Below are 18,241 nucleotides of genomic sequence, written 5' to 3'. Positions count from 1 at the left end.
AAGCATGCAAAGGCCATGATCAGCCCTTTCTGACAACTGAACGGGTGTGGGCCTCAGACCGCACCATCCGGCGACGCCAGCCCGACTAACGCCCCATCAGATCTGTATGCCACGCTTTCTGACGATTCCTTGACTCCGGTGGGCAATCCACCCGAATGCTTCCGCTGGATACGAGGGGCGCTCCCCAATCGGTGTCACCGTCTGTGAGCTGCTCAGCACGGCCCAGCAGGCGCGTCTCACGCTGTCAGCAGTTCCTGACCACCCGCCAGGCAGCGTCGGCGGAGGCGGGTGAAGGCGGTGGGGCTGGGGCGGTGCGGGAGGAACCCTTCCCGCAGTGCGACGGCCGCATCCTTCGGCCAATATGTGCGAAAGTACGCACATATTGGCTATGCTGATCCGGTCACCATCGCCGACCCGCGAGGACGGGACCGATGCTGTCCGTACTGCGCAACCGCACCTACCGCCACCTGTTCACCGCCCAGGTCGTCGCCCTGATCGGCACCGGACTGGCAACGGTCGCCCTGTCCCTGCTGGCGTACAAGATCGCGGGGAAGAACGCCTCGGCGGTGCTCGGCACCGCGCTGGCGATCAAGATGGTCGCCTACGTGGCGATAGCGCCGATCGCCGGCGCCCTAGCCGGCCGGATCCCCCGGCGGGCCCTGATGGTCACCATGGACCTCACCCGGGCCGGGGTCGCGCTGGCCCTGCCGTTCGTCACCCAGGTCTGGCAGATCTACCTGGCGGTCCTGCTGCTGCAGGCCGCCTCCGCCGCCTTCACCCCGACCTTCCAGGCCACCATCCCCGAAGTGCTGCCCGCCGAACGGGACTACACTCAGGCCCTGTCCATGTCGCGGCTCGCCTACGACCTGGAGTCCCTGTTCTCCCCGGGCCTGGCCGCGCTGCTGCTGACCGTGATCTCCGCCAACTGGCTGTTCACCGGCACCGTGATCGGCTTCCTGGCCTCCGCCGCCCTGGTCGTCTCCGCCGTCCTGCCCAAGCCGCGTCCGGTCGAGCGCGCCGACGGCTTCTACTCGAAGGCGGTGTTCGGCTCCCGGCTGTACTGGGCCACCCCGCGGCTGCGCGCACTGCTCGCGCTCGACCTCGCGGTCGCCGCGGCCGGCGCGATCGTCTTCGTCAACACCGTCGTCGTGGTCCAGGCGCACTTCCACCGCTCCGCCGGCGACGTCTCGGTCGCGCTCGGCGCCTACGGGGCCGGTTCCATGATCACCGCCCTGCTGATGCCCCGCCTGCTGCACAAGGTGAACGACCGGACGGTCATGCTGCCCGCCGCGTTCGCGCTGCCCGTCGTGCTCGCCGCCACCGCGGCGCTCACCGCCGCCACCCCCGGCCCCTGGAGCTGGCCCGCCCTGCTGCTCGCCTGGGCACTGGTCGGCTCGGGCAGCTCGGCGGTCCTCACCCCGGGCGGCCGAGTGGTCCGCCGCTCCGCCGCCGATCCGGACCTGCCCGCCGCCTTCGCCGCCCAGTTCTCCCTCTCCCACTCGTGCTGGCTGCTCACCTACCCGCTGGCCGGCTGGGTCGCGGCCGGAGCCGGCCTACCGGTCACCGCCGTCGTGCTCGGCGTCATCGCACTCGCGTCGGCCACCGGCGCCACGCTGCTCTGGCCGCGCCGCGACCCCGACACGCTGGACCACGTGCACACCGACCTGCCCGTCGGCCACCCCCACCTCGCCGACGCCCACCGCACCGGGACCGGCAGCTGGAGCCACGGCCACCACTACGTCATCGACCGGCACCATCACAGCTGGCCGCACCCCGCGGTGGGGCGCGTACCGGCTGCCGCCGCGACGAACTGAGCCCGTGCCGCTCGAGCAGTCATCGCCGCTGGCCAAACGGCGTAGTGGTACTCGCCGTCGGGGACGCCGAGGATCCGGCCGCACGGCATTTCCGCAGCTTTCGAGGCCTGTGTACGGTGGCGGGTTGTTCACGGGCGCCGGGCGGTGGCCGTCTGCGTCCAGCCGTACCCGGGGACGGGTGCGCGCCCCCGGCAGGGGGTCACGCGGAGGTGTGGCGGGTGATCAGATCCAGCAGGCGAAGTACGGCCGCGTCCGCTTCCGGACGGTGCACGGCAACCAGGGTGGTCTTCAAGTAGGGGGACGCTCCTCGTAGCGGGACGAAGGCGAGCCCGGGGATGGGGAAGTCGCGGAGGCGTTCCGGGAGGAGGCTGACACACAGACCGGAGGCGACGTAGCTGAACAGGCCGGTGAGGTCGTCGGCCACCGCGCGCTGGCGTGGGGTGAATCCCGCCTCCTGGCAGGCGAGTTGACCCTGCCGGGCGAGGGCCGGGAGGGCTGCGGGGTCGGGGAGGACGAAGTCCTCGTCCCGCAGGTCCGCCAGGCCGATCTCCTCGGCCCGGGCCAACGGGTGACCCAGCGGCAGCGCCGCGGCGATGCGCTCGACGGCGAAGTCCCGGCGGACGAGTTCGGGCGACAGCGACGAGGGGTCACGGAGGAACCCCAGGTCCAGTGCGCCGGAACGGACCATCTCCGCGGTGGCGGCAGTCGAGGCCTGGTGCAGGTGGATGCGCAGCCCCGGGAGCTCCTCGGCCGCAGCGCGCAGGAGCCCGGGCATGTACTGGTGGCTGAGGACGGTCACGTACCCCACCCGGACGTCCCCCTCCAGGCCGCTCGCGACCCGCCGGACGCGCTCGACGGCCGCGGACTGGACGTCCAGCATGCGGCGCGCGTCGACCGTGAACGCCTCACCCGCCGGGGTCAGGGAGACCCCACCCGGGCCCCGGTCGAACAGCCGCACCCCCAGGCCCCGCTCCAGACGCTGGATCGACTGGCTGAGCGGAGGCTGGCTCATGGAGAGCCGCTCCGCGGCGCGGCCGAAATGCTTCTCCTCCGCCACCACCAGGAACTGCTCCAACAGGCGTTTCGTCAGGTTGATATCCGAAGCCATATCGCTCATTACTGAATCATATATTGGACAGACATGCCTCGAGAGGCGTCCACTGGGTCGTGGGCGTTCCACGGAAGAGCGTGGCGCCCATCCCACTGAGAATCCGATGTGGGAGAGGTCGGCGCGATCCCATCGGCGCAGAGCCGCGGACCCAGCGGTCCGGGCCCGACCACTCCCTGGAGGCCAAGATGCACAAGGACGAAGTCGCGCGGCTCTTCACCACCCCGGTGGACTCCCCTGCCTACGCCCCCACCCGGTACCGGTTCCGCAATCGCGAGTACCTCAACATCCACTACCGCACCGACCCCGACGCGCTGCGCCGGATCGTCCCCGAGCCGCTGACCGTGACCGAGCCGATCGTCCGCTTCGAGATCATGCGGATGCCCGACACCACCGGTCTGGGCGACTACACCGAGGCGGGCCAGCTCATCGCCGTCGAACACGAGGGCGAGGCGGGCGAGTTCAACCTCGCGATGTACGTGGACAGCGTCCCGGCGATCTCCAGCGGCCGCGAGTTCAGCGCCTACCCGAAGAAGTCCGGTTCCCCCAAGCTCTACGTCGACTCCGACACCCTGGTCGGCACCCTCGACTACGGCACCCTGCGGGTGGCCACCGCCACCATGGGCTACAACCACTACGCCATGGACCCCGCCGAGGCCCGCGCGGAGATCTGCTCCCCCAACTTCATGGTCAAGACCGTCCCCAACTACGACGGCACCCTCCGCATCTGCGAGCTGGTCCGCACCCGGATCACCGACGTCACCATCAAGGGCGCCTTCACCGCCCCGGCGCGCCTGGAGCTCTTCGCCCACGTGATGGCCCCGCTGGCCGACCTGCCCGTCCTGGAGGTCGTCAGCGCCAGCCACATCGTCACCGACCTGAGCCTCAACCCGGTCGAGCCGGTCCACGACTACCTCGCCGCCTGAGACGGCCCCTCGTACGGAAAGGTCCGCGATCATGTCCATCACGTCCGCGCCCACGCTGGACTCCTACCAGCGCGCCGCGATCATCGGCGGCGGCGTCATCGGCGTCTCCTGGGCCGGTCTCTTCCTCGCCCGCGGGCTCGACGTCGTCATCAACGACCCGCGCCCCGACATCGAGGACCTCGTCCGGGCCGGCCTGGAGGAGATCACCCCCGCCCTGGCCGCGCTCGGCCTGCCCACCGGGAACCTCACCGACCGGCTCGGCTTCGAGGCCGACCTGGCCACCGCCGTCGCCGGCACCGACGTCGTGCAGGAGAACGGCCCCGAGCGCCTGGAGCTCAAGCAGCAGATCTGGCGGACCGTCGAGCAGGCCGCCCCCGCCCACGCACTGCTGGCCACCTCGACCTCCAGCATCCCGGCCACCGCCATCGCCGACGCCATGCGGCAGCCCGAGCGCCTCATCGTCGGCCACCCCTTCAACCCGCCGCACCTCGTGCCGCTGGTGGAGGTCGTGCCCGGCACGAAGACCTCCCCCCGGACCGTCCAGCAGGCCAAGGACTTCTACACCGCGCTCGGCAAGAAGCCGCAGGTGCTGCGGAAGGAGATCCCCGGCTTCGTCGCCAACCGCCTGCAGTCCGCACTCTTCCGCGAGTGCGTCAACCTCGTTGCCCAAGGCGTGGTGACCGAGCAGGAACTCGACGGCATCGTCACCGCCTCCATCGGCATGCGCTGGGCCGTCGCCGGCCCCTTCCGCACCTTCCACCTCGGCGGCGGCCCGGGCGGTCTGCCGCACTTCATCGAGCACCTCGGCCGCGCCATGGAAACCAGCATGTGGCCGGCCCTGGGCAATCCCACCTTCGACGAGGCCACCACCGCCCTGCTCATCGACCAGGCGCGCCAGGCCTTCGGCGACGGCACCATCGAGGAACTCGCCGCCGAACGCGACCGCGCGCAGATCGCCCTCATGCGCGCCCTGGGCGAAACGCCGGACTCCGGCATCTGATCCACCCACCGAGACCTGGGAAGCGAAGAAATCATGTCCCTCACCGAAAAGATCACCAAGGCGATCGCCGCCCCGGCCACCGACGACGCCTTCGACGTCCACGCCGAGGCGGCCGAGGTGCTCGCCGGCATCGGACTGAAGCCCGAGGACACCGGCGGAACGATCACCTTCGAGGGCGCCGACCCGGTCGTCCCCAGCACCCTGCGCCTGGGCGCGGCCTCCGGCATCAGCCTGGTCGCCAAGTCCGCCGCCATCGCCGCGCTGTGGAAGGACCGCACCGGCCGCGGCCAGGACATCCACATGGACCTGCGCGTCGGCCCGCACCGCCTCTGCCCCTTCTACGAGCAGAAGTGGGAACTGCTCAACGGCTACACCGGCGGCACCCCGTCCATCATCAACATGGCCTTCGCCAACAACTTCTACCGCACCGCCGACGGCCGCTGGATGATGCCGTTCAACATCTACCCGAACATCAAGGTCGCCGCGCAGAAGCTGCTCGGCGTCGGCGATGTCCCCGAGCAGGTCGCGGCCGCGATCTCCCGGTGGAACGCCCTCGAGCTGGAGCGGGCCGGCGCGGAGGCCGGGTGCGTGATGCCGATGGTGCGCACGCCCGGCGAGATCCTGGCCGAGCGCCAGTACACCGAGGTCCTGGCCAACCTGCCGCTGGTGGAGATCACCAAGGTCGGCGACAGCGAGCCCGAGCCGCTCCCCGCCAACCCCACCGCCCCGTTCGACGGCGTGCGCGCGCTCGGCATGGGCCACATCATCGCCGGCGCCGGCGCCGGCCGCGCCCTGGCCCTGCACGGCGCGGACGTGCTCAACCTCTGGCGGCCGTACGAGCTGGAGCACGACGTCACCTACCTCACCACCAGCGTGGGCGTGCGCTCCGCCACGGTGAGCCCGTACACGCCGGAGGGCCTGGCCAGGATCCACGAGCTCCAGGCCGGCGCCGACGTCTTCTACGCCAACCGCCGCCCCGGCTTCCTCGACTCCATCGGCCTGTCCGAGCAGGAGGCCATCGCCCGCCGCCCCGGCCTGATCTACACCACGGTCTCCCTCAACGGGCTGAGCGGCCCGTGGAAGGACTACTTGGGCTTCGACCAGACCGCAGGCGCACTCACCGGCCTGCTGCACCTGGAGGGCGACGGCGACCAGCCGGCCCTGCCGCCCATCACCGTCGTCAACGACTACCTGGTCTCCTGGTTCCTGACGGCCGGTATCGCCGAGGCGCTGCGCCGCCGGGCGGTGGACGGCGGCAGCTACCGCGTCCACGTCTCGCTCTCCCGGGTCGCCCTGTGGATCCTGTCCATGGGCGTCTTCGACCGGGCCTACGCGCAGCGGATCGCCGGCACCAGCGGGCCGCACGCCTACCCGGCCCCGGAGCTCTTCACCGCCGAGACCCCCCTCGGCCACTACCAGGGCATCACCGACCAGGTGCGGATGTCCGACACCCCCGGCGAGTACCGGCAGATCCTCGTTCCGCGTGGCTCCCAGCGCGCCGAGTGGCTGCCCACCGCCTGACCGTCCGCCCGGCAGCCTCCCCGCCGCCCGCGCCGCCCGCCCGACGAGCGGACCTGACGATCCGACAGAAAGCCGCTGTGCTCGTCCCCGGTGACCGGAGCCGGGCACAGCGGCTTCCCCCCTTGCGCAGCTCGAACGAGCGGCGCCGCACCCTCTCCACCTCGCGGTCGCCGTCCGCGAAGAGGACGTCCTCGACCTCCCCGCCCAACACCATCACGGCCGAGGTCGTCGACCACACCGACGGCGTCACCAGCTGGGGCATCAACAGCTGACCGACCGGGAGCGTGACACCAGCCGTAGTGTGACGATCCATCAGTTGACCTGACAGCGGCGGGAGTCAGCGGGAGTCAGGCAGGCGGCGAAGTCGTGCGACCACAGTGGGGCCGCGCCGCGTGGTGGGGAGCGGGCGGCCCGGCGGTCCGCCGTGCACGGTCGCGCTCCGCGCCGTCCAGAACGGCTTGGTGCACCGCGCGGGCGGGCCGGGCTCCCCCGGTCGGCCCGCGCGATCCGGGGGGGGTGCCGCGGCAGCCTGGAGCGCCGCCCCCGGGCATCGGCCGGCGCGGACGCGAGCGACGGCACTCCCCCGGCCGGCACGAGGCCCCGTGACCTGCTCGTTATCGCTGGGCCACGTTGGATTCCCCAAGGGGGCGCCATGTTAGGGTTCGGCGGTTGGAAACCCGCGGGATCACGCGGGTTTCCGGCAGCGCGCCAGGCAGCGAAGCCGGTGGGCCCGTACCATGCGGGCGAGTCCGGCGCTGCCCCGCAACTGTGAGGGCCCCTCCGCCGGGGCCCGAGCCAGGTCGCCTCCTGCCGCGCTACGACATCGACCCTCGTGGGATAGGGCGATCCGTCTCTGTCGGCGCGCCTCTGGCACGGTCGGTCACGGATCGGCCTCTTCCCGCCCTCACGGGAGGAAGTGGCGCATGGCGCCCCACCCTGACCGGCTTCGGCGCACGCCGCTCGTCCGCGCCCTGTCCACGGCGACCGCCGTCATCGCGGCCACGGCCGTGATAGCCGGCTGCGGCGGCTCCAAGAGTTCCGGCGGCGCCGCCTCGTCCGCTTCGTCCTCCGCGTCGTCGGCCGCCGCGTCGTTCCCGGTCACGGTGAGCCCCTCGAACGGCAGCGTCACCATCAAGAGCCAGCCGAAGCACATCGTCTCGCTCTCGCCGACGGCGACCGAGGACCTGTACGCCGTGGGGGCGGGCAAGCAGGTCGTCGCGGTGGACTCGACCTCCAACTACCCCGCCGGTGTGCCGACCTCCACCCTCAGCGGGCTGACCCCGAACATCGAGGCGATCGTCAAGTACAACCCGGACCTGGTCATCGCCTCGCAGGACTCCAACGGGCTGGTCGCCGGACTCACCAAGCTCGGCGTGCCGGTGCTGATCGAGCCCGCGGCGGCGACGCTCGACGACGCCTACCGGCAGATCGACCAGATCGGCCAGGCCTCGGGCCACACCGCGCAGGCCGCGCAGACGGTGTCCGACATGAAGTCGCAGATCGCCGCGACGGTCAAGCAGGCCGGCACCGACCACGCGAACCTGAACTACTACTGGGAGGTGAGCGCCAGTCCCTACTACTCGGCGACCTCCTCGACCTTCGTCGGACAGATCGCCTCCCTGTTCGGCCTGAAGAACATCGCCGACCAGGCGGACAAGGCCTCCGACGGCGGGTACCCCGAGCTGGCCCAGGAGTACATCGTCTCGGCGCAGCCGCAGCTGATCCTCCTCGCGGACAACGGGGCCTCCGACGGCGGGCAGACCCCCGCGATCGTCGCCGCCCGGCCCGGCTGGGCGGGCATCCCGGCGGTGAAGAACAGTCAGATCGTCGGCCTGAACGACGACGTCGCCTCCCGCTGGGGCCCGCGCCTGCCCGAGCTGGTCACGGAGATCGCGCAGGCGGTCGAGAAGGCCTCCGCCCGGTGACGCACGGCGGGCGGCAGTGGTGAGCGGGAGCCGGTCGCGCGCTCGCACCGTACGTGCCTACGGCATCGCGGTGGCCTTCCTGGCCGCCGCGGTGCTCGTCGGCGCCATGGCGGGGGCGGCGGACCTCAACCCGCTCGCGACGGCTGCCGCGCTGCTGGACCGGCTTCCGTTCGTACACCTGTCCTCGGGGCTCAGCCCGCTGGACCATGCGGTGCTCTTCCAGATCCGGCTGCCGCGGGTGGTGCTCGGGGCCCTGGTCGGCGGGGCGCTCTCGCTGGCCGGCGCGGGCTACCAGGGCGTGTTCCGCAATCCCCTGGTCGACTCCTCGCTGCTGGGCTCGTCGGCGGGGGCCGGCCTCGGTGCCACGATGGCCATCGTCTACCTGGGCGCCTCGGCGCCGGCGGCCGTACCGGTGGCCGCGTTCGTCGGGTCGCTGGCCGGAGTCGCCGTCGCCTACCTGGCCGGATCCGCGGGCGGGCCGGGCACCTCGACGCTGCTGCTGGGCGGGCTGGCGGTCTCGATGTTCCTGACCGCCGTCCAGACCTACGTGCTGCAGCGCTCCACCCAGGACATCCAACAGGTCTACTCCTGGCTGCTGGGTTCCCTGTCCGCCGCCACCTGGCACCAGACCGGGCAGGTCCTGCCCTACCTGGCGGTCGCCGTCACCGTCGTGCTGCTGCACGGGCGCCACCTCGACGTGCTGTCCGTCGGCGACGAGGAGGCCCGCTCGCTGGGCATGCACCCGGGCCGCACCAGGCTGATCGTCGTGGCCGGCTGCGCGCTGGCCGCCGCGAGCGCCGTGGCGGTGAGCGGGCTGATCGGCTTCGTCGGGATCATCGTGCCGCACGCGGTGCGCCGGCTGGCCGGGTCCTCCTACCGGCTGGTCCTGCCGCTGTCCCTGCTGTTCGGCGCCGGCTTCCTGGTGCTCGCCGACACGCTCGCCCGTACCGTGGTGGCACCGGCCGAGCTGCCCATCGGCGTCGTCACCGCGCTGATCGGCTCACCGGCGTTCGTCTGGATCCTGCGCTCCACCCGCTCGGTGCGCACATGAGCACCGGCACCGAGAACGGGCTCGACGTGGCCGGGCTCGACGTCGACCTGGACCGCACCCCCGTCGTGTGCTCGGTCTCCTGCGCCGTCACCCCGGGCGGCTGGCTGGCGCTGATCGGCCCCAACGGCGCCGGCAAGTCGACCCTGCTGCGCGCGATCGCCGGCCTCCTCCCCCACCGCGGCACGGTCCACGTCCACGGCACCGACGTCGGAGGCCTGCGCACCCGCGAGAGGGCCCGACTGATCGCCTACGTGCCACAGGCCCCCGTCCTGCCGCCGGACATGACGGTCCAGGAGTACGTGCTGCTGGGCCGCACCCCGCACCTCGGCTACCTCGCGACCCCCGGCGAGCACGACCGCCGGGCCACGGCGAGGACCCTGGGCGCCCTCGACCTCGGCCACTACGCCGACCGGCGCCTGGCCGCGCTCTCCGGCGGTGAACGGCAACGCGCCGCGCTCGCCCGGGCGCTGGCGCAGGAACCCCGGCTGCTGCTGCTCGACGAACCCACCTCCGCGCTGGACCTCGGACACCAGCAGCACGTCCTGGACCTCGTGGACGAGCTGCGCGGCACGCAGCGCCTGACCGTGGTCACCACCCTGCACGACCTGACCACCGCCGCCCAGTACGCCGACCGGCTGGTCCTGCTCGACAAGGGACGGGTCGAGGTGAGCGGCACGCCCGCCGAGGTCATCACCCAGGAGGTGATCGCCCGGGTCTACGCGGCCCGCGTCTCGGTGACCACGGACGCGGGCGGGCGCCCCGTGGTCACCCCGCTGCGCGGCGGCGAACGGACCTGACGCCGCCGACGCCCGCGCCCCGGGCCGGCCCACCGAGCGGTGGGACTCGTCCGGCCCGTGGGATGTCCCGTTCGGTGGTCGCGAAGCTCCGCGGCCGCTGGGGGACCTGTGCGCGTCCTTCGTGTCAGGTCGCCTGCCCGGCCAGCCGGCGCAGGGTCCGCGCGGCAGGTGATCCGGGGTCGGCCGTTATCAGGACGACCTCCTGGTCGTCCTCGGGCACGAGCAGGACGTCGCAGTTCAACCGCAGCGCTCCGGCCTCCGGATGGTCCAGGGTCTTGGTGCGGTGCCCGGGAGCGTGGACCGGACGCGCCTGCCAGATCTGCCGGAACTCCTCACTGCCGGCGTGCAGTTCGGCCAGCAGGGCGGCCAGCTGCGGGTCCTGCGGGTAGCGGTCCGCGGCCCGGCGCAGCCGCGCCACCACGATGTGCCCGAATTCCTCGGCGCTGGAGCTCTCGTACGTCCGCTCCTGGCCCAGGAAGCGGCGCCGGGCCAGGTTCGTCGGCCCGCCTCCGGGGTCGGCGCGGAGCAGTGCCCGGGCCTGGGGGTTCCAGGCGACGACGCCATAGGCCGCGTCAGTGACGATGGCACCGGTCTCCGGCAGCCGCTCCAGCATCCGGGCCACGTGCGGGCGCACCCGCCGCACGGCGCTGGTGCCGGGCGGCGCGCTCGAACCCGCCAGGCGGAACAGGTGGCTGCGTTCGGCCGGCGTGAGCCGTAGCGCACGGGCCAGCGCGTCCAGGATCCGGGCCGACGGCCGCGGCCCCCGGGCCTGCTCCAGCCGCGTGTAGTAGTCGACCGACATGTGGGCGAGCTCCGCCACCTCTTCGCGGCGCAGTCCCGGTGTCCGGCGGGCGCTGCCCGTCGCCGCCAGGCCGATCTCGTGCGGACTCAGGGCCGCCCGGCGGTCCCGCAGGTAGTGGGCCAGCTCCTGCCGCGCCACGTCGTCTCCTCCCGCTGCCTGGTACAGGCTGTCCCTGGCAGGGCATCCAGGACCGGGGAAGCATGGTTGCCATGAACGAACGCACAGCTCTGGTCACCGGTGCCAACAAGGGCATCGGCCAGCATATCGCCCGGCTGCTCGCCGCCGAGGGCCTCACCGTGTACGTGGGCTCCCGCGACCCCGGGCGCGGGCAGCGGGCCGTCGAGGAGATCGGCGCCGGGGCCCGCCCGCTGGTCCTCGACGTGACGGATCCCGACGGCATCGCACGGGCCGCGGCTCAGGTGGACCGCCTGGACGTGCTGGTCAACAACGCCGGCATCTCACCGTCACTCGCCTCGCCGGCCGACACCGCCGTCGAGGAGTACCGGCGCACGTACGAGACCAACGTGTTCGGGGTGGTGGCGGTGACCAATGCCTTCCTGCCCGCCCTGCGCCGGTCCCCGCGCCCGCGCATCGTCAACATCTCCAGTGGCACCGCGTCGCTGACCTGGAGTACCAACCCCAACCCCCAGTTCACGCCGGGAAGCGGTGCCGCCGCCGCGTACCGGTCGTCCAAGGCCGCCCTCAACGCCCTCACCGTCCTCTACGCCCAGACGCTGGCCGAGGACGGCTTCAAGGTCAACGCGCTCGCCCCCGGCCTGCGGGCCACCGATCTCAACCCCCGGGCCGCCGCTGCCGGCGGCGACCCGGCCGAGGCGGCGCGGGGTGCCCTCCGCCTGGCCCTGTTGCCGGACGACGGCCCCACCGGTGGCTTCTTCTCCTGGGACGGAACGCCCGTGCCCTGGTGATCGGTCACGGGTAGCGCCGGGGACGGGCGTCCCAGCGATCCGTGGTCCGGGCCCGGCGGATCGGACCACGGATCGTGGAGACCTGGCCATGGACCCGGAGGACGGATGCCGGGCCCGGTTCCTGGTCCGAGACCGACTCGACGCGTCTCAGGTGTGTCGGTCTCCTTCGTCCGGCTCGCCGGTGAGGGCGGGATGGTCGGGGGTCAGGTACTCGCCGGAGAGGTGGTCGGCGGCGCCGGCGGCGAGGAGGAGGGCGCCGTGGGTGCTCAGGTCGGTCGGAGTGGTTCGGCCCGCGGCGTGTTCGCGCAGGTACCAGCGTTGGATCCGCTCGTCCCAGGTGTCCGGTTCGGGGTGACCGTCGAGCTGGCGGGTGGCCATGCCGATGGTGAGCAGGCCCGGGTGGTACGCGAAGGCACGCACGCCGTGCGGGCGCAGTTCGGCGGCCAGGTTCTCGGTGAACTTGATCACCGCCGCCTTGGAGACCGAGTAGGCCGACATGTGCGGCCAGCGGTGCCGGCCGGCGTTGCTGGCGATGGTGATGATCCGTCCGCCGCGCTCGATCAGCTGCGGCGCGAAGGCGTGGCAGGTGAGGAAGGTGCCACGGACGTTGGCTTCCTGGGCGGACCACCACTCGTCGGGGTCGTTCTCCCAGGCGGGCCCGCACGGCCCGGGCGCTCCGGCGTTGGCCACCAGGACGTCCACGCCTCCCCAGTCGGAGCGCAGTCGTGCCGCCAGCTCACGCAGTGCGGTGTGGTCGGTGCTGTCGACGACGTCGGTGCGCAACTCGCCGCGCGGGGCCAGCGCGGTGTGCGCCTCGGCGAGCGCGGCCCGGTCGCGGCCGGTGACGGCGACCCGGGCGCCGTGCTCGAGGAAGGCCTCGGCCAGCGCCCGCCCCAGGCCGCGCGAGCCGCCGGTGACCAGCACGGTCCGCCCGGTGAGGTCGGGCCGCCGGTCGGCGGTCGGCCCCGGGCGCGGGACGGGCGGCATGGGCCCCGGCGTGAGGGCGGGTACGAGCAGGCGGCGCAGCGGCTTGCCGGAGGCGGTCCGCTCGATCCGCGGCACCTCCACCACCCGTCGCGGCTTCTTCTGGACGGGCAACCGGGCGGCGACGAACTCCTGTATCTCAGCGGCGAGTTCCGGCGTGAGCCGGATCCCGGTGGCCGGCACCACACAGGCCACCGGGAGCTGGCCGGCCCGCGGGTCGGGCACCGGGACCAGGGCGGCGTCGGCCACGGCCGGGTGGTCGCGCAGCACCGCCTCGACCTCGGTGGGGGAGATCTGGTGGCCGTTGTACTTGATGACGTCCTTCAGCCGGTCGACCACGTGGAGGCAGCCGTCCGCGTCGACCCGGGCCAGATCGCCGGTGGCCAACCAGCCCTCGGCGTCGGTGCTCCGGACCAGCCGGCCGCTCTCGTCCAGGTAGCCCTCGGCCACCTGCGGGCCGCGCAGCAGGAGTTCACCCACGCCCTCCGCCCAGCCGGCCGCTTCGCCGTGGCCCGACGGCCCGTCGGCCTGCCCGGTCGGCCGGACCACCCGGTACTCGGTGCCGGGCACCGGATGCCCGCTGGAGCCGGGGCGGGGAGCCGCGTCGCGCCGGGTGAAGTGGCAGGTGTTGACCTCGGTGAGGCCGTAGGCACCGTCCACCCGCACGCCGAGCGCCCGCTCGCAGCGCGCCGCGGTCCCGACCGCCAGCGGGGCGCCGCCGCTGAGCACCTGCTCGAGGCTGCCGAGCTCCCAGGGACCCCCGCCGGTCCGCTGCGCCCGCTCCGCGTGTTCGGCCAGGTCGTGCACCATCGGCGGCACGGCGTGCAGCAGGGTGATCCCGTACTCGCCCACCGCGCGCAGCGCCGCCGCGGCGTCCCAGCGCGGCAGCAGCACCACGCTCGCGCCGGACAGCAGCGCGTGGTTGAGGATGTACTGCATCCCGAAGAGGTGGCTGAACGGCAGCACCCCGAGCAGCACGTCGTCCGGTCGCAGCGGCTGGGCGGCGGCCAGCTGGACCAGGCCGGCCACCGCGTTGCGGTGGGTGACGGCGACCGGCTTGGGGCTGCCGGTGGTGCCCGAGGACCAGGGCAGCAGCGCGAGTCCGGCCGGTGTCGCCGGGACCTCGGCACGGGCGGCGTCGAGGTGTCCGAGCCGAGCCGCCGGGCCGGTCAGCAGCCGCCGGGCGCCGATCAGCGCGCCCTGCCGGGCGAGTTCGGGCTCGGGAGTGCGGTGACCGACCGGGCTGACCACGGCGCCCGCGGCGAGCAGCCCCAGCAGCCCGGCGGCGAAGTCGACGCCGTTGGGCAGGCTGAGCAGCACCCGCTCCCCCGGGGTCACCCCGGCGCGGCGGTACTCGGCCGCGGCGGTCAGGGCCCGCTCCCGGAGCTCCTGGTGGGTCCACCGCTCACCGGTGGCCGCGTCGACCAGCGCGGTGCGCTGCCCGGCGCCGGGTGGCAGCCGCAGCAGCAACTCGGCGAGCGTGAGATCGGGTATTTCGGGAATCTCGGGCGAGGGCGGGGCGGACGGCACGGCGGGCTCCGGGGTGACGGGCGGGCGGGTGGTCAGGCGCTGGGCTGCGAGGCGGCCGGCCGGCGCCGGGCCTGCAGCAGGCTGCCGTCCAGTGGCAGGCCGTGCACCGACACCAGGTCGAACCCGGCGGCGTCCAGCAGCTGTCGGTAGTGCTCGGCGGTGCGCTCCCGGCCGCCCACGTTGCACAGCATGTGCAGGTCCCAGGCGACCGCCAGGGCGGGCCGGCCGTCGCTCGGCAGCAGGCGCTCCACCAGCAGCAGCCGGGCGCCGGGGCGAATGCTCGACGCGCAGTGGCGCAGGATGGCCAGGCACCGCGCGTCGTCCCAGTCGTGCAGCACCCGGGAGAGCAGGTAGACGTCGCCACCGGTCGGTACGTCCCGGGTGAAGTCGCCGGCCGCCAGCTCGCAGCGGTCCGCGCAACCAGCCTCGGTCAGGTGCCTGCGGGCCCGGTCCAGCACGTGGGCGCGTTCGAGGAGGACGCCGCGCAGGTGGGGTGCGTGGTTCAGGACGCGGCCGAGCAACTCGCCGTTGCCGCCGGCGATGTCCACCACGACACGGGCCTCGCCGAGGTCCGCCAGTTCGGGGACGGGCTCGAACATCGGCGCGCTGGCGGCCATCGCCGTGTCGAACAGCTCGGCCAGGACCGGGCGTTCGGCGAAGTAGTCGAAGTGGCCCTGGCCGAAGAGGTGCGCGAAGCCCTCCTGCCCGGTGCGCACGGCGTGGGCCAGCGCGCCGAAGGACTGGTAGAACGGCCCGCCGTAGAGCAGGGCGAGCGGGCGCAGCGAGTGCGCGGCGGTGCGGCGCAGCGGTTCGCCGGTCGCGGTGAGGGTGTAGGCCTCGCCCGGGTGGCCGTCCGCCGCGCGGCCGCCCGCGGTGTCCTCGCTCGGCGCCACCACGCCCACGGCCGCGAGGTGGCGCAGCAGCCGGGCCAGCGCGTCGGGGTCGACGGCGAGTTGCTCGGCCAGCTCGCCGACCCGGCCGGGCAACCGGTCGGGCAGGCCCAGTTCGGCGGCCACCGCGATCGCCTGGGTGGTCCAGGCGCCGGTCATCAGCTCCAGCAGCCGCTTGGCCGGCTCGTCCGTGGCGTGCTCAGGCTCGTCCGTGGAGCGCTCCGGGTGCCCGAGGTGCGCGGCGAGCACTGCGTGGTGGTGACCGGGCACCCGCAGCTCCAGCCGGCGGTACCGGTCCAGGCGGGTCGCGCCGGCGCTGCGGAAGTACAGCACCGTGCAGTCCTCCAGCGCGTTGTGGCCGCCGCCGTCGGGGGTCAGCCCGCCCGGGCCGGTCAGCAGGGCGCCGAGTCCGGCCAGGAGCACGGCGTCCTGGGTGCCGACCTCCAGCGCCAGGTGCGGCTCGTTGCGCTCGGTCCGCTCCCGCTCGGCTATTCGCTCCAGCGGCGAGCCCGGTGGCACCGGCAGCACGAAGAGCTCGACCATCCGGGCGTCGCCCTCGCCCGCCGGGAGGCGGACGTGCACGATCGCCACGTCCAACTCCGCCGCGGGCACGCCGTGGCGCGCGCTCAGCCGGTCCCGGACCACCACGCTCGGAACCGGGCCGGCGACGGTCAGCCCCGCCGCCCGCAGGCCGGTGATCAGCTGTTCGCGCGAGGCCGGGAAGACCAGGGCGGCCGCATGGGCCAGGGCGCAGTGGGTGGATATCGAGGCCCGCTGGTGCTCGTCGAGCCCAGGGAGCAGGCCGGTCAGAACCGCGGCGGTGTCCGCGTGTTGGACGAAGGCGAGGGCCTCGTCGAGTGCCGCTTGATCGGCCTGGTCGAGCCCAGCGGTCCAGTCGAGCCGGACTGCCATGTCAACTCCCCTTGATCGACTGTCTTGCACAAGCGCTCATGACTGATGCTTGATCAGATAATCGATACTAGGTGCGACCTGACGTTCGAATGGTAGCCGGGTCGAAGTTCGGCCGATGAGGTTCGCCTTCCTGCCGGAAACCGACGGCCCTCCGTGGCCAGCTGTGGTCACCGCCGATCCGTTCCGCGGTGAGCCGACCTGGTCGGTGACGATGGACGACACCCCCAGCCGGGGTCGTCAGCGACTTCGCCACCGAGCGCGTCGCCGCCCAGGTCGAAGGCCAACGGCACTACCCGGCCGACACCCGTCCGTCAGCCTCGACGAGACCTACCGGCCGTCACCGGCGCTGGTCGGCCTGCTCCCGGACCGCGGCGGCCAGGCCCTGGGCCTGGCCGCGGCAAGACTGTCGAACGAGGCGTCGACCGGCCCGAGACGGGTTCTCCGCGTGGCGCTCCGGAGAGCCGGACGACGGCCGGCTCGCGCGGCTGGCCGGGGTACGGTCAGCCTTCGGCGTAGACGGGCGCCACTGCGGCGGTCAGCCTTTGACGGACCTGGCCGAGCCCCAGAGCGCGCCCTGGTTGACCCGGGTCGGGTGCAGCTCCAGCATGCCCCGGTACAGCTCCAGGGTGGTCGTGGTCGCCGTGCCCGTGGGTGGCGTAGATGTGGGCCAGTCGTCTGCCGTGGTGCTCGATCCAGTCGCCGACGGCGTGCACCTGCTCGCGGGTGAACGGCGGGTCGACCAGGACCGCGTCCGTCTCCCCGAGGATCAGGGTGCGGCCAGCGGCGAGGACACGATCGGGCCTCCGTCGGGCAGACGCATGGACCGTTCACGGCGCACCCCGTCGAAAACCAGCACCTCGTAGCGCAGCTCCGTCACGTCGGACCTCCTGGCTCTGCGACCGCACGCCACGCCTCCAGTGCCGACGGTGCTGAGGCGCGGGCCGCCGGACCGCGCCTCGCTACTTCCCGGGTACCAGGAACACCTTTCCCTGCCGGCCCTTCTGCTCCGCCTGGACGACGGCCTCACCGATCTCGTCGAGAGAGTACTTGCGCCCGGGAGAGGTTTCGATGGTTCCCTCTCGCATCAGCGCCACGATGTCCTCCCGCAGCTGCCGTCGTTCCGCGTCCGTGAGCCTCGGAAGCCAGTAGCCCAGCCAGAAGACCTCGACGATGCGGCGGCCCGCCAGGATGTAACGCGGGTCCTCACCGACCCGGATGGGCTCACCCGTCAGGGAGCCGTACACCAGCATCCGCCCATCCTCGTGGAGCGCCCTGAACATCTGCGTCCCGGTTTCTCCGACCACTGGATCGATGGCGTACTTCACACCCTCGGGCCCGACTGTCGCGCGGACCTGCTCGTCGATCGGCCCCTCGGTGGAAACGATGACGGCGTCGGCACCGAGGGCTTCCAACTCGGCCACCGATTCGCGCCTGCGGACGATGTTCACGGTGCGGAATCCATCGCGTTTGGCCAACCTGATGACCATGCGTCCCAGTTCGGAACCCGCCGCGGACTGGAGCAGCCACTCACCCCTGGGGACCGCCAGCAGACGGCGGACCATGAGGATCACGCTGGCCGGATTGATGACGAAGGAAGCCACCTGTTCGTCAGGGATCCCATCGGGCACCGGGAACAGGTCACCCGCGGGGACGACGGCGTACTCCGCCCAGTTTCCCCCCTGCCCGTTGACGACCGAGAGCCGCTGCCCACTGGTCAGGTCCTTCACCCCGGGCCCGAGGGCATCCACCACGCCGACGCCTTCGAAGCCCACCCGTGCCGGGAACCTGGCCTGGACGCCGGCATAGTATCCCCGCACGTACAGGAGGTCAGAGGGGTTCACGGGAGTCGCCAGAACGCGAACCCTCACCTGCCCCTCCGCAGGCTCCGGGACAGGCAGATCTTCGGTTTCCAGAACCCTGGACGGCTCACCGTGCTGAGCGAACCGGATAGCCTTCATCGCCTCAACCATCCTCTGTGCACCCCCATCACCCGGAAGCACGGCTGACCCGCCGGCCAACCTGCTCACCGTTGCGACCGAGAGGTGTCGCGGAGAT

The 18,241-nt window shown here is 72.7% G+C and carries 14 protein-coding genes and 1 riboswitch; of the genes, 9 read left to right on the top strand and 5 right to left on the bottom strand.

The window, feature by feature from the left end:
• Positions 1-431 precede the first annotated feature (431 nt).
• On the top strand, positions 432-1,814 hold the full coding sequence (locus tag ACIGXM_RS14970) for an MFS transporter (protein WP_396560776.1): 1,383 nt from the start codon (positions 432-434) through the stop codon (positions 1,812-1,814).
• Positions 1,815-2,013: 199 nt separating this feature from the next.
• On the opposite strand, the gene ACIGXM_RS14965 is transcribed toward ACIGXM_RS14970, so the two are convergent.
• A complete protein-coding gene (locus tag ACIGXM_RS14965; RefSeq protein WP_396560774.1) occupies positions 2,014-2,931 on the bottom strand; it encodes a LysR family transcriptional regulator in 918 nt (305 codons plus the stop codon).
• Between the two features lie 179 nt (positions 2,932-3,110).
• On the opposite strand from ACIGXM_RS14965, the gene ACIGXM_RS14960 reads away from it, so the two are divergent.
• The 7 genes from ACIGXM_RS14960 (at position 3,111) to ACIGXM_RS14930 (ending at position 10,142) form a co-directional block, all read left to right on the top strand.
• Positions 3,111-3,848, top strand: coding sequence for an acetoacetate decarboxylase (locus tag ACIGXM_RS14960; RefSeq protein WP_396560772.1), 738 nt, complete (start codon positions 3,111-3,113; stop codon positions 3,846-3,848).
• A gap of 31 nt (positions 3,849-3,879) precedes the next feature.
• Positions 3,880-4,848 carry a 3-hydroxyacyl-CoA dehydrogenase NAD-binding domain-containing protein gene (locus ACIGXM_RS14955; RefSeq protein WP_396560770.1) on the top strand — a complete coding sequence of 323 codons (969 nt, stop codon included), beginning with the start codon at positions 3,880-3,882 and terminating at the stop codon, positions 4,846-4,848.
• A 33-nt stretch (positions 4,849-4,881) separates the two neighbouring features.
• The gene (locus ACIGXM_RS14950) at positions 4,882-6,369 is read left to right on the top strand and encodes a CoA transferase (protein ID WP_396560768.1); all 1,488 of its coding nucleotides are present in this window, start codon (positions 4,882-4,884) and stop codon (positions 6,367-6,369) included.
• 122 nt (positions 6,370-6,491) lie between these two features.
• On the top strand, positions 6,492-6,641 hold the full coding sequence (locus tag ACIGXM_RS14945; RefSeq protein WP_396560766.1) for a hypothetical protein: 150 nt from the start codon (positions 6,492-6,494) through the stop codon (positions 6,639-6,641).
• 448 nt (positions 6,642-7,089) lie between these two features.
• A riboswitch (cobalamin riboswitch) is annotated at positions 7,090-7,169 on the top strand.
• Between the two features lie 123 nt (positions 7,170-7,292).
• Entirely contained in the window at positions 7,293-8,294 is a 1,002-nt protein-coding gene (locus ACIGXM_RS14940; RefSeq protein WP_396560764.1) for an ABC transporter substrate-binding protein, read from the top strand.
• A gap of 19 nt (positions 8,295-8,313) precedes the next feature.
• Positions 8,314-9,345 carry a FecCD family ABC transporter permease gene (locus ACIGXM_RS14935; RefSeq protein WP_396560762.1) on the top strand — a complete coding sequence of 344 codons (1,032 nt, stop codon included), beginning with the start codon at positions 8,314-8,316 and terminating at the stop codon, positions 9,343-9,345.
• Positions 9,342-10,142, top strand: coding sequence for an ABC transporter ATP-binding protein (locus ACIGXM_RS14930; RefSeq protein ID WP_396560760.1), 801 nt, complete (start codon positions 9,342-9,344; stop codon positions 10,140-10,142). The genes ACIGXM_RS14935 and ACIGXM_RS14930 overlap by 4 nt, the downstream gene beginning before the upstream one ends.
• A gap of 124 nt (positions 10,143-10,266) precedes the next feature.
• Here ACIGXM_RS14930 and ACIGXM_RS14925 read toward each other — a convergent pair whose 3' ends face one another.
• Positions 10,267-11,082, bottom strand: coding sequence for a helix-turn-helix transcriptional regulator (locus ACIGXM_RS14925; RefSeq protein ID WP_396560758.1), 816 nt, complete (start codon positions 11,080-11,082; stop codon positions 10,267-10,269).
• 71 nt (positions 11,083-11,153) lie between these two features.
• Here ACIGXM_RS14925 and ACIGXM_RS14920 point away from each other — a divergent pair, with 71 nt between their 5' ends.
• Positions 11,154-11,870, top strand: coding sequence for an SDR family oxidoreductase (locus tag ACIGXM_RS14920; RefSeq protein ID WP_396560757.1), 717 nt, complete (start codon positions 11,154-11,156; stop codon positions 11,868-11,870).
• 147 nt (positions 11,871-12,017) lie between these two features.
• Here the strand turns inward: ACIGXM_RS14920 and ACIGXM_RS14915 are convergent, their stop codons facing one another.
• From ACIGXM_RS14915 to ACIGXM_RS14905, 3 genes are all read right to left on the bottom strand, one after another.
• A complete protein-coding gene (locus ACIGXM_RS14915; protein ID WP_396560755.1) occupies positions 12,018-14,384 on the bottom strand; it encodes an SDR family NAD(P)-dependent oxidoreductase in 2,367 nt (788 codons plus the stop codon).
• A gap of 32 nt (positions 14,385-14,416) precedes the next feature.
• Positions 14,417-16,186, bottom strand: a complete 1,770-nt coding sequence (locus ACIGXM_RS14910) for a methyltransferase (RefSeq protein WP_396560753.1) — start codon at positions 16,184-16,186, stop codon at positions 14,417-14,419.
• A 959-nt stretch (positions 16,187-17,145) separates the two neighbouring features.
• On the bottom strand, positions 17,146-18,156 hold the full coding sequence (locus ACIGXM_RS14905) for a zinc-dependent alcohol dehydrogenase family protein (RefSeq protein WP_396560751.1): 1,011 nt from the start codon (positions 18,154-18,156) through the stop codon (positions 17,146-17,148).
• Positions 18,157-18,241: the final 85 nt, after the last annotated feature.

It is taken from the genome of Kitasatospora sp. NPDC052896 (genome assembly GCF_044547075.1).
Lineage (GTDB): Bacteria > Actinomycetota > Actinomycetes > Streptomycetales > Streptomycetaceae > Kitasatospora.
Note: the sequence above shows the minus strand (reverse complement) of the source record. Positions and strands in the feature narration are given on the sequence as shown.